The sequence below is a fragment of the Pseudoalteromonas sp. SG45-3 genome, from assembly GCF_014164075.1.
GTDB classification, from domain to species: Bacteria; Pseudomonadota; Gammaproteobacteria; order Enterobacterales; family Alteromonadaceae; genus Pseudoalteromonas; species Pseudoalteromonas distincta.
In genome coordinates, this window is sequence record NZ_JACJEN010000008.1 from 175,950 (window position 1) to 188,001 (window position 12,052).

Here is a 12,052-nt window from a genome sequence, read left to right on the forward strand (position 1 = left end):
TAAGCAGCTTTAAATACAGCTGATTAGGTGAAGCTATGCACTTTTATTGTGCAACGTTACACACTAAACAGCGTGCGTATACACCTTGTGGATCGTTGTAATCTTTAAGGTTTTCAACTTCAGTACTTAATTGGTTAATAACACTTCGTAAATTAGCTTGTGTTGCTAACACAGATGTTTTTTGTGTTTGCAAACCAAGCATAGATTTAATAGACGCATTACCAAAAATGTTTTGAATCATTTTTTCTTGCGAGCTTAAATCTTGTTTAATAGTTTTAACTTCATAATGATTAAGCTTGGCAAGTGCAGCAGCGGCTTCAATCGCACCTTGTTTGTCGCCTAGCTTATCAACCAAACCTAGTTCAAGTGCTTGAGATGCAATCCATACGCGGCCTTGGGCAATTTTGTCAACCTGCTCAGGCGTCATATTACGCGCATCAGCAACAACATTTAAAAAGCGACCGTATGCTTCCTCAACGTTCATTTGAATTACTTGACCCATCTTTTCATTTAGTGGACGAGTGATAGAAAAGCCAGCCATTTCGGTTGTTGCAACGCCATCTGAATAAACACCAATTTTCGATAAGGTTTTCTCAAATGTCATAAACGTACCAAATACACCAATTGAGCCTGTAATTGTACTTGGTGCTGCCCAAATTTCGTTTGCAGCAGAGGCAATCCAATAACCACCTGATGCAGCCACAGAACTCATTGAAGCAATAACAGGTTTACCAGCAGCCTTAAGGGCTAATACTTCAGCACGAATAACTTCAGAGGCAAACATACTACCGCCACCAGAGTCTATACGTAGTACAACCGCTTTAACTTTATCATCTAGGCGTGCTTTACGAAGTAGGGCAGCTGTAGAGTCACCCCCAATTTCGCCTGCTTTACGCTCACCATCAACAATCGTACCTTTAGCAACAACTACCGCTACTTTTTCGGTAATAGGGTTATCAATTTCAATAGGCGGTTTAATTAAGCTTAAGTATTCACGAAATGAAACTTGCTTAAATGTCTTACCATCTTCTTGTGTGCCTACTAAATCAATTAATTGTTTACGAACTTGCTGATTTGTTTTTAAAGAGTCAACCCACTGGTGATCAAGTGCATATTTACCTGCATCACCATCGGCAGCTTTCATTTTTTCTAGATATACGTCCATTGTTTCGTCAAAATTTGACTCATCAAACGGGCGAACAGCGGCAACATCTTGTTTGTATTCGCTCCAAAGAGCGCCTAACCAAACGCGGTTAGCTTCTTTAGCTGCTTCAGACATGTCGTTACGAATAAAAGGTTCTACTGCTGACTTAAATGTACCAACACGGAAAATATGCTGCGTTACTTCAAGCTTTTCAAGTGCATCTTTAAAGTAAAGCGGGTACATGCCATAACCTTCAATACCTACGCTGCCGTATGGGTGCATAGCTATTTCGTCAGCATGCGATGCAATATAGTATTGTGCTTGAGTATAGTAATAACCCGATGCAATTACTTTTTTGCCAGCTTGCTTGAAGGCATCAATAGCCTTTGTAATTTGCTTAAGTTTATTTAAATGTGCTTTAGGCATCTCTTGTAAATCAAGCAATATCACCGAGATACGATCGTCTTTAGTCGCTTCGTTTATTACTTCAACAATATCGTCGAGTAATATTTCGCTTGGTGCTTCAGAACCAGAAGTTGCATCACTAATTGCGGCTTCAACTGGGTCTATATATGTTTTCTCTTCAACAATAGGGCCATTTAAGTTAAGCCTAAGTACAGAGCCATTTTCAACTATTATTTGATCATCGTCACTTGAGAGTGACACAAAGAAAACAATTACCAGTAATAAAAACAAAATGTTTAGTATTAAGCGACGAGAAAAATTAATTCCAGCCCAAATACCTTTAAATACCTTTGCTATCAAAATAGCTCCTTAATTTGGTACAGTTAATACATTAGTTCCATCTTAGCCTAGAATAAAAATAAATTTAACTGCTAAATCGTAACGAAGTGTTTATGAACCTATATAAACGTAAGTTTTTACTGCTATTTTTAATTAAATGCATGCACATATTGCTTATTACTTGCCATTAAAGCAGAATTAGCTAATGTATACAGGTTAGACCAGTTAACGGGGCACAAGATGTTAGAACAACAATTACAACTAAAACACACACAATTACGTAACCGCTTGGTTATGGGCTCAATGCATACAGGCCTTGAAGAGGGCTGGCATAACCGCAAACGCTTACGTGCATTTTATGAAGCACGTGCAAAAGGTGGCACCGCGATGTTAATTACAGGCGGATACAGCCCTAATTTACGTGGCAAGCTAACACCTATTTCTTCCTCATTTAATAGTTATTACGATGTGTTTAAGCATCGCGCTTACACAGATGCTGTGCATAAACACGGTGGAAAAATTTGTTTGCAATTATTACATGCTGGACGTTATGCATACCATCCTTTCAATCAAGCACCAAGTGCAATAAAAGCACCTATTAATCCTTATAAACCTAAAGCGATGTCGCTTGGCTCGATTAAAAAAACAATTAAAGACTTTGCGCATTCTGCCTATATGGCTGAAAAAGCCGGCTACGATGGCGTAGAAGTCATGGGTTCTGAAGGGTATTTGATTAATGAGTTTATGGCGCCTCATACCAATAAACGCGATGATGAGTTTGGTGGCAGCTTAGAAAATAGAATGCGACTTGCACTTGAAATAGTTAAAGCTGTAAGAGCAAAAGTATCTGAAAAATTCTTAATTATTTTTAGATTGTCGGTCATTGATTTGATTCCAAACGGTTCAACACCAGAGGAAGTTGTTATTCAGGCTACCGAACTTGAAAAAGCGGGTGTTGATATATTTAACACTGGCATTGGTTGGCACGAAGCGCGTGTACCGACTATTGCGAGTATGGTGCCACCGGGTGCATTTAAAGAAGCATCAAAACGTTTAAAATACGTGGTGAGCGTGCCAGTTATTGCTGTTAACCGAATTAATACTCCAGAAATTGCTAACGATATTTTAAATGCGGGCGAGGCTGATTTAATTTCGATGGCACGTCCGTTATTGGCTGATCCTGAGTTTTTTAATAAGTATGTAAACAATCAATCTAAACAAATTAATATTTGTATTGGATGTAACCAGGGTTGTCTAGATCACGTATTTAAAAATAAACGTGCTACGTGTTTAGTTAATCCACAAGCTGCATTTGAGCTAGATTACCCGCTAGAGCAAGCAGCCAAAGCTAAAAATGTATTAGTTGTCGGTGCAGGTCCTGCTGGTTTATCAGCAAGTTGTTACTTGGCTCAAAAAGGGCATAACGTCACGTTAATTGATCAAAAATCGCAAATGGGCGGTCAATTTAATTTAGCCATGCAGATACCGGGTAAAGAAGACTTTAACCATACACTTACTTACTTCACTAATGAGCTCGAGCGATTAAAAGTAACTGTGGAGCTTGGTAAAGCTTACGACGATTCAATGCTTAAAGATTATGATGATATTGTTTTTGCAACAGGCGTTAGGCCGCGTGAAGCCTCTATTAAATGTAGTGATGATAAGCGTGTGTTTGCTTATGACGAAGTCATACGCGGCGAAGTAGAACTGGGCAAATCAATCGCTATTTTAGGTGCTGGCGGTATTGGTTTTGATATGGTTGCTTTTTTAAGTGAACATAAATCACAATCTATTAGCGAGTTTAAAACGCAATGGGGGATTGAGTGTGATGCACAACCTCATAAAGACGAGCGCCAATTGTATATGTTAAAACGCAGTTCGGGTCGTTTTGGTAGTGAGCTTGGTAAAACCACTGGTTGGATACATCGCCAAGTTGCTAAACAGCATGGTGTTAAACAAATTGCTGACTGCCAATATCAAAGTTTTGATAAGAATGGGTTAACAATTAATGTTGCTGGAGAAGTTCAAGTACTGCCGGTAGATACTGTTATTGCGTGTATTGGTCAGGTTTCTAATAGCGAAGTGCTAGAAGGTTACACAGATAACGCAAAAGTGCATGTGATAGGCGGAGCTAAATTGGCTGCTGCAATTGATGCTAAACGCGCTATTTTTGAAGCTCTACAAGTGGCGAGAAGTATTTAACCTTTGTAAATAAATTGAAATAGTTTATCAATCTATACGGTCTTTTTTGTTTATAGTCTATAACTTAATAAACATTGAACACACAGGATACGCATGAATAAACTAATCAGTTTTTATAACACAATATTGGGTAAACTATCGTTTTTAGATGGTTTACCTGCTTTACTATTTCGCTTAATTTTAGCTCCCGTTATGATCATCGCAGGTTATAACAAACTTGCTATAAGTACTGAAACAGAAGGCTTTCTAAATAACTTTTTAGCATCGCCTGATGTCGTTCAATGGTTTGGTAATAGTGAATGGGGTTTAGGCTTACCGTTTCCTGATTTACTAGCCTTCTTAGCTGGATGGAGTGAATTTTTAGGTGGTTGGTTGTTATTATTTGGCCTTTTAACTCGCTTAGTCAGTATCCCGCTTATGTTCACAATGGTTGTAGCGGCTACTTCAGTACATTGGCATAACGGGTGGTTTGCAATAGCGCCGACTAATCCAGAAACAAGTGCTGCGCAAGTACTTGATTGGTTATCTATCCCAGGTGCAAAAGAAAGCCTCGAAAACTCATTAGAAGTACAAGACAGGATAGGAAAAATTCGAGACTTAGTTGAAGAGCACGGCTTTCCTGATTACCTATACGAAAAAGGTAAACCATCTATTTTAAATAATGGCATAGAATTTTCGGCAATTTATTTTGCTATGCTCTTAAGTTTATTTTTTATGGGCGGTGGGCGTTTCGTTAGTTTTGATTACTGGTTAAAGCGAAACGTTATAAAAAAATAGCGCATTAAATGTATTTTATTAACGGCTGCATAGTTGACCCTTTGCGGCCGTTTTGCATTTTAATTTCTCGGTATTTATTATTTAAGGTTTTAAATGTTACTCTATCGTTTTGAATTTTGAGGAATCGTTATGAACGCTATCGAGCTTTTACTTACTCGCCAATCAGACTCTAAACTAACAGAGCCGGGCCCTACGCCTGAGCAGCTCGACATAATTAAGCAAGCAGCATTACGTGTTCCTGATCATGGCTGTATAGCACCGTGGCAGTTCATCATTGCTCAAGGTGATGCACGCAATAAACTGGGTGAAATTTACCATCAAAGTGCAGTGGCAGAGCAACAGACAGAAAAAGTAATTAACCGTGCTAAAGAGCTTCCCCTTCGTGCGCCTATGATTGTAATAGCAATTGCTAAATATCAAGAACACCCAAAAGTTCCTCGTATCGAGCAGGTACAAAGTGCAGGCTGCAGTGTATTAGCAATGCAACAAGCTGCATTTGCTCAAGGTTTAGGTGGTGTTTGGCGCACAGGTTACTTTGCACAAAGTAGAGCAGTCAAAAAAGCGCTTAACTTACATGAGCAAGATGAAATTGTAGGGTACTTATACATAGGTACTCCTCAAGTTGAGTGTAAAAAGTCACCTCGCCATAAACCAGAACATTATTTTAGTAATTTGTGAAATAGTATGAACTTTATGCAATTTGCATAGTCATAATTCATTAAGGTTACTAAGAGTAATATAAAAGAGTTAGTGGTTTGGCTGTGAGAAGCGCTTGGAAGCACAAAAGTTAATAATTCTTCTTCAGTTTGTTTTTTAATCGGTTGTTTTTTGATACATTATGGAAAGTCTTAATAAAAATAACGATAAAGAAGACGAAAACAATGGGAAATTTATTTTTACAGGAAAAAGAAAACTGGCTTGCGTGGTCAATTTGGGGAATTGTTGGTGCTTTTGTAACCTTGTATGTTGCAATGAGTACAAATGCAGCGCATTTTATAGCAGGCTCTGCAATAGGTATGCTAATACTGTTAACTTTGTGGATGCAACAGTCTAAACGTTTTGACTTTGGACGGGCATTTAAAGTGTGTTGTTATGTTTTAGCGCTAAGTGTACTCCCCGCTTTTATGTTTGTAATAGTGCCAAGTGATGATTTAAATCGATTTGACTTAATTTTTCAAAGTGTAACATTCGCGGCATTGAGTTTATTGGCTTGTTTAATTTGTTCTTGGATTGCTCGCAGGCCTAAACAATATTACTGAGTATTGAATTAATATGCGTGTTGAAGTAATTAGCTTAACAAAAGAGCAATGTGACTTGTTTTTAATCGTTTAATTATTATTTACGATTAATTTATATTTAGCTCTTTACAAGTAACACGTTTAACCATATTATTCGCGCCGTACGGAGAGATGGCAGAGTGGTCGAATGCACCGGTCTTGAAAACCGGCATGGGTTTATAGCCCATCTAGGGTTCAAATCCCTATCTCTCCACCATTATTTAAAAAAACCGCCTTATAGGCGGTTTTTTGCTTTGTGGAGTTTAATTAATGACTAAAGCAACAAACCTATCAACCTCACAGCTATTAATAAAACATGTTTTATTATGGGTGGTATTTGGTTACTGCTATCAAAGTGCTATTAGCTTGTTGGCAAAAATGGCGGTCGACGCACAGCCAGAATATCCATTAATTACCGCTTTTGCTTATGGTCTTGGTTTTAATATTTTGGCTGCCCATCTTATTACTAAATATGATAAACATTGGCCAGTAATTGGCTCTGCTTTTATTGGTTTAGTAGGCTTAGTTGCAGTGCCATTTTTATTGTCTGGTGAATCTGGATTATTAGCTATTCCTTTACTTGTTGGAATTTTATTCACTTTACCGCTTTGTAGTTATATTGTTGGCCTAATTAAGCTAAAACTCAGCAAAAACTAGCCCCAAACGGGGTTTATTTTGTGATAGCATATACGTGTCTTTTAACTAACAAAACGTGAAAAACACATTATGTCAGATAATTTTACTACAGATGCTGAAAAAGCAAGTTACGGTATTGGCTTACAAATGGGTGAGCAACTTAAGTCTAATCCTTTTGAAGGCTTAAACCTAAATTCAGTATTTGAAGGCATGAAAGATGCGTACGCTGGTAGCGCATTTCAAGTTGAGATCCCTGAGATTCAAGCTGCATTCGAAAAGATTAACGAAGAGATCCAAGCTCGTCGTGAAGAAGAATCTAAAGTACTTTCTGCCGAAGGTATTGCATTCTTAGAAGAAAACGCAAAACGTCCTGAAATCACAGTAACTGAGTCTGGTCTTCAATACGAAGTACTAGCGACTGGCGAAGGCGAAAAGCCAACAGCTGAGTCTACAGTACGTGTTGATTACCACGGTACACTAATTAACGGTACTGTGTTTGATAGCTCATACGAGCGCGGTCAACCAGCTGAATTTCCAGTTGGTGGCGTGATCAAAGGCTGGACTGAAGCATTACAAATGATGCCTGTAGGTACTAAATGGCGTATCTACGTTCCTCATGAGCTTGCTTATGGTGAACGTGGCGCAGGTGCTGCAATCGCACCTTTCTCAACGCTTGTATTTGACGTTGAACTACACGAAATCATTTCTTAATTTAAATAAATTTTAAAATTAAGAGTTTAAAAAGCCGTATTCAATCTGAATACGGCTTTTTTGTGTCTGTAATCTAAGTGTTTTATACCAATTCGATTAATTAAGTGATCTATTTTGCGCTAAGAAAATAGGGTTGATAACAAGGCAAAAACTTTTTTAACTAATTGTTATCACTAATTGCTCCTGCATTGCTCTACCTTTTGCATCCATGCAGTCGTATATCATAATTTTTTACGCAGTTAGCGCAAAGTTTAATCCCTTGAATTGATCAAGTATTATTGCCGATCGATATTATATATTCTAAAAATAAAAAAGCCGCATTAATAAAATGCGGTTTATAAACTAAAACTACTTTTAATTATTAAAAATAGCCACGAACACCAAAGCGGAAGTTTCTGCCTGGTAGTGGGGCTTTATCTTTAATAAATGAGCTATGTACAAAACCTAACTCATCAGTAATGTTATCAACGTTTATATACAGCTGTGCATCGACACTGCCTAAACCTAATTGGTAATTAGCTTGTGCATCAAATAACGTATAGCCATCAGTTTGAGTTTCAAAGGCAGTTACATCGTTTTGATCAAAGTAATGAGTACCCGTTAATGTTAGTTGTAAGTCACCTAAATCGTACTGTAACTCAGAGCCTAATTTATTGGCAGGGATACGTGGTAAATTACCTTCGTCGTCTTTTAGTTTTGCACGAGTTGAGTCACCAAATACTTTAACCATAGCGCTTGGTGTTACTTGGTAATGCGCGTCAAACTCAATTCCATAAAGCTCTGCGTCTTTACTTGTAAACTGATAAACCGCAACAGCATCGTCATGTGCACCAATAGCTGATTCTAAACCATCTTCTTCATCGTAAACTAACCCCGTATTTTCTTGAAAATAAAAGTTTTTGATATCGTTATAGAAAAAGTTAACGGTGTAACCAAAATCACCGCTAAAGCGTCTAAAGCTTAAATCTAAGTTTGTTGAAGTTTCCTGCTTGATATTTTCTGGCTCAAAATGCGCTTCATTATCTTCAATATTGTAACCAAGGCCTAGCTCGTAAGTGCCAGTTGCAATGTGTAAACCGTTAGATAAAAGCTCTGCCGAAAGTGGTGCTCGTTCTGAATGAGAAATACTCGTAGCGATACTATGACCTGGCTTGTATTGCCAAATGGCACCAGCAGAGGCACTTAAATTGGTAAAACTTTCATTATACCCAATGGTTTCTTCGTCGCTGTGATCTATTTCTACTTCATCGTGGCTATGCTCGTGTGCCGTGATTTGGCTTTCAATTTTGTAATCTTCAACACGTGCGCCAAGTTCAATTGTAATGTCGCCAAATTCACGCTCTTCTAGTAAATATAATGCGTTAGTTGTAGTTACACTTGCGGGTGTAAAGGCTTCTTCACCAATTGCATCGTAGTCAGAATCGCTGTAGTGATAGCCCATCATTCCGTGCCAATCAGCAAACTTATGCTCTACATTTAAACGTGCTTCAGTCGTTTTATTTTTAAAAGTAGTACCAATTTCGCCATCTTCAATTTCGCTGTGCGAGTAATCTGTGTAGCCAACACGTAGGTTGATGGTTTCAATCCAGTTATTATGAAGGGCGTAACTTACAAGCCCTTGCCAGCGATCTTGCTCTAAATGTGCATAAACCGGCTCTTCAGCTGCTTCGTCTTCATGTTCTGCATGCTCTTCTTCAGTTTCACCTTCGTGATCGTGATGATGCTCATGCCCAGGAATACCGTAATCGGTATCAATACTACCGTACGAAAAACCAATCGTTAAATGATCGCCAACATAGCTAGTACCAAAGTTAAGTGTTTCGCTATCAATAAAAGTATTTTCTACAGAATTCTCTGTTTCTACATCGCCATCATCGTCGGCAATAGTGAAGGTAGGTGTTTGGTAATCATCGCCACTGCGCTTAGTGCCATCAAAATGAAGGTTAAAGCCTTCATTACCTGTTTCAAGTTTTGCAGCTACTGTGTTTGAGTTTGACACTGTATCGTGGCTGTATTCAGCAGCACCCGTAAGCTCGTCGATATTGTCTGTAGGAATGCGGTTATCAACCACGTTTACAACACCGCCAATTGCACCAGAGCCATAAAGTAGGGTACTTGGGCCACGTAATACTTCAATTTGTTCTGCTGCTAGGCTATCGCTTGATGTCGCATGGTCTGGGCCAATACGTGATGCATCGCTGGCATCTAATCCGTTTTGTGTGATTTTAACGCGAGGGCCATCTAAACCACGAATAATTGGGCTTGATGATACAGGGCCAAAGTAACTTGCATTTACGCCTGGTAAACCTTTTAGCGTTTCACCAAGAGTTGGTTTAGATTTATTTCTTAATTCATCACCTGAGAGCACGCTTACTGGCGATATCATCTCGAGGCTATTTTTATGAAGTGCAGAGGCATAAACAACCACTGTCTCAACTGATGTTGGCTTAAGTGACACAGACAGATTATTTGAAGATTCGCTTACAGCAATACGAGAGTCTACGTAGTTGTCTTTACTAATATGTAATTGGCTATTTGCATCGATTTCTATAGCAAATTCGCCTAAATCATTACTTTTAACGCTTTGGTTTTTGCCATGCACATGAATTGAGGCATTTTTGATTGGTTGATTTTTATCATCCATTACTTTACCAGTAACAGTGGCAGCCAAAGCTGATTGAGAACATAAAACAGAAAAAATAGCAGAGGAGATTAATGTTAACTTTGTCATGGATATATTGGTTCGCGGTTATTATGTTGTGATATAATATAACACCGCAAAATCAGTGAATCAACAATGTTATAGTATAACTTTGTGTTTTGCGATGAATGATCTAAAAATGACGATTAAACCAATTTTATAAAAATTATAATAATAGGTATGTTAATAGAAATACTTATTTATTTAAGTGCGAGACTCATAGCGCTGCAGGTTTATCTGGGTATTTAAGAGCGGCTATCTATCATTATCAAATCTAGTTTATGCTGCGCTCTTGTCTGGTTTGTTATATCTATAGATTCAATCATTTCGCATTCGTCGCGGATCATCTCTGAAATAAGGCTAGGGTAGTGACGGCAGTCTTCTGGACGGTCAAGGTAAATACTGCAGGTATACATATTTTTAGCGAGAGGCTCCTTTTTAGGCGCAATTTCTAAAAATGGGCACACTTGAAGTCTTAAGCCTGTTTTTGGGTCAAACCAAATTTCGTTGTTTTTAACGTACTCATAAATTTCGGGGTTAAAGAGCTCCCATAAACCTATTTCTTCTTTCGTTGCGCTTAAGTCGCCGCCACCATATTTAATACAGCATTTACCACACTGGTTGCACTCTTTCATAATTTGCTAATTTAGTTGGCTGTTAACACATTTAAGTTAGGTATTAGTGTAGCACCAAATTTATTATTAACGCTCTACTGAATTGCCCCAGTGTTTGCTTTTTGGGTGTGTAAAAAAGTTAGATACAATAACTTAAGTTAAAACCCCTTGTTACATTTTATATAGTACAGGCTTTATTTAATGCTTTACTCTAAGGTGGCGAAAAATGTTATGAAACCTGCTTGGGCAGCTTTGTAGTTATTAAATGTTGCTGAGCGGGATCCCTAAGTAGGATGTAATTATGAAAGAAGCTGTTACTAAGTTAAAAACAGAATTTAATGCAAAGTTATTATATTGGAACAACCTCAAAAGTAGTAAAGCCAAAGCGGCAATCATCTTATTATTTATAGTTGTCATTGCACTTAAAGTGTTTACGACCATCTTTACGTTGGATTGGGTTGCAAGTTTATTCAGTGTGTGAGGTTACTAAGAGTAATTGCGATAAAGTTTAATTACAGTGTGTTTAACGCCTACGCGATGTTCATTATTAATGTATTATTACGCTATACACCAAATTAAATAAATCAGTTGTTTAAATACATTTTATAATGACTGTAATGATACATTTTAGCTAAATTGAGTCAGTAAATTAGTTTAGTTGCACTAAAGGATAACCAGTGATGATGAATACAAAAATATATAAAGCGGTACATGACCTAGCAGAAGATTTAATGGCGGCGGCTAACAAAAATAACCGAGAAAAATTTGAATCTTTATTTGCTCAATTAAAAGCGATTTGTATTGAAAACGAAAATACCTCAAAAGATCACCCAGTACAATGGGAAACTTTGGCTGATTTTACCGAAGAGCTAGAAGAGGCAATCACGACTTATGAAAAAGCATTAGAAAAGTCTGTTGCGATTAATAACAAAGATCACATGTCATCAGTTTCTTTTTCAATGGCTACACTGCAGCTAGAACTTGGTCAAAAAGACGAGGCTATTAAAAATCTTCAAAATGCTAAGGTTAGTGCTAATAAAATTGAAGATAAAGAGCTTAAAGCTGAAATACACGATCTACTAGAGTCACTTATTGAAGAAGAAGGTTAAATACTTAAAATTTACTAGTGTGATTACCAAGGGATTATGTCGGTCTAATTACCGAGCGACTTTGTCGTAAATAGCATATCAGCCAGTTACTAAACTGGCTACCTTTTATGCCGATTCAGCCAGAGCATTAGATTTTT

Annotated in this window: 11 protein-coding genes and 1 tRNA gene; 9 read left to right on the forward strand and 3 right to left on the reverse strand. The window is 37.7% G+C overall.

From position 1 onward, the window contains the following. Positions 1 to 43: 43 nt before the first annotated feature. Positions 44 to 1,909 (reverse strand): signal peptide peptidase SppA, encoded by a 1,866-nt coding sequence (gene sppA / locus H5126_RS11775; protein ID WP_182721386.1) that lies wholly within the window; start codon positions 1,907 to 1,909, stop codon positions 44 to 46. A gap of 219 nt (positions 1,910 to 2,128) precedes the next feature. Between sppA and H5126_RS11780 the strand changes: the two genes are divergently transcribed. From H5126_RS11780 to H5126_RS11810, 7 genes are all read left to right on the forward strand, one after another. After that, positions 2,129 to 4,090, forward strand: coding sequence for an FAD-dependent oxidoreductase (locus H5126_RS11780; RefSeq protein ID WP_182721385.1), 1,962 nt, complete (start codon positions 2,129 to 2,131; stop codon positions 4,088 to 4,090). Between the two features lie 93 nt (positions 4,091 to 4,183). After that, a complete protein-coding gene (locus H5126_RS11785) occupies positions 4,184 to 4,867 on the forward strand; it encodes a DoxX family protein (protein ID WP_182693918.1) in 684 nt (227 codons plus the stop codon). Between the two features lie 129 nt (positions 4,868 to 4,996). Beyond that, positions 4,997 to 5,545, forward strand: a complete 549-nt coding sequence (locus H5126_RS11790) for an NAD(P)H nitroreductase (RefSeq protein ID WP_138489000.1) — start codon at positions 4,997 to 4,999, stop codon at positions 5,543 to 5,545. A 203-nt stretch (positions 5,546 to 5,748) separates the two neighbouring features. Continuing rightward, positions 5,749 to 6,126 (forward strand): hypothetical protein, encoded by a 378-nt coding sequence (locus H5126_RS11795; RefSeq protein WP_024596649.1) that lies wholly within the window; start codon positions 5,749 to 5,751, stop codon positions 6,124 to 6,126. Between the two features lie 144 nt (positions 6,127 to 6,270). Next, positions 6,271 to 6,361 (forward strand) — tRNA-Ser (locus tag H5126_RS11800). A 53-nt stretch (positions 6,362 to 6,414) separates the two neighbouring features. Beyond that, entirely contained in the window at positions 6,415 to 6,801 is a 387-nt protein-coding gene (locus H5126_RS11805) for a hypothetical protein (RefSeq protein WP_182721384.1), read from the forward strand. Between the two features lie 69 nt (positions 6,802 to 6,870). After that, positions 6,871 to 7,491, forward strand: coding sequence for an FKBP-type peptidyl-prolyl cis-trans isomerase (locus tag H5126_RS11810; protein WP_002962890.1), 621 nt, complete (start codon positions 6,871 to 6,873; stop codon positions 7,489 to 7,491). Positions 7,492 to 7,852: 361 nt separating this feature from the next. Here H5126_RS11810 and H5126_RS11815 read toward each other — a convergent pair whose 3' ends face one another. Both H5126_RS11815 and H5126_RS11820 read right to left on the reverse strand, forming a co-directional pair. Continuing rightward, positions 7,853 to 10,222: a TonB-dependent receptor gene (locus H5126_RS11815; RefSeq protein WP_182721383.1), complete on the reverse strand. Its 2,370-nt coding sequence runs from the start codon at positions 10,220 to 10,222 to the stop codon at positions 7,853 to 7,855. Between the two features lie 215 nt (positions 10,223 to 10,437). Then, the gene (locus tag H5126_RS11820; RefSeq protein WP_024597255.1) at positions 10,438 to 10,827 is read right to left on the reverse strand and encodes a YkgJ family cysteine cluster protein; all 390 of its coding nucleotides are present in this window, start codon (positions 10,825 to 10,827) and stop codon (positions 10,438 to 10,440) included. Positions 10,828 to 11,107: 280 nt separating this feature from the next. Between H5126_RS11820 and H5126_RS11825 the strand changes: the two genes are divergently transcribed. Then, complete coding sequence (locus H5126_RS11825; RefSeq protein ID WP_002961145.1) at positions 11,108 to 11,287, forward strand: hypothetical protein; 180 nt, start codon at positions 11,108 to 11,110, stop codon at positions 11,285 to 11,287. Between the two features lie 199 nt (positions 11,288 to 11,486). Continuing rightward, positions 11,487 to 11,915: a hypothetical protein gene (locus H5126_RS11830; RefSeq protein ID WP_002961147.1), complete on the forward strand. Its 429-nt coding sequence runs from the start codon at positions 11,487 to 11,489 to the stop codon at positions 11,913 to 11,915. The last annotated feature ends 137 nt before the right edge of the window (positions 11,916 to 12,052 follow it).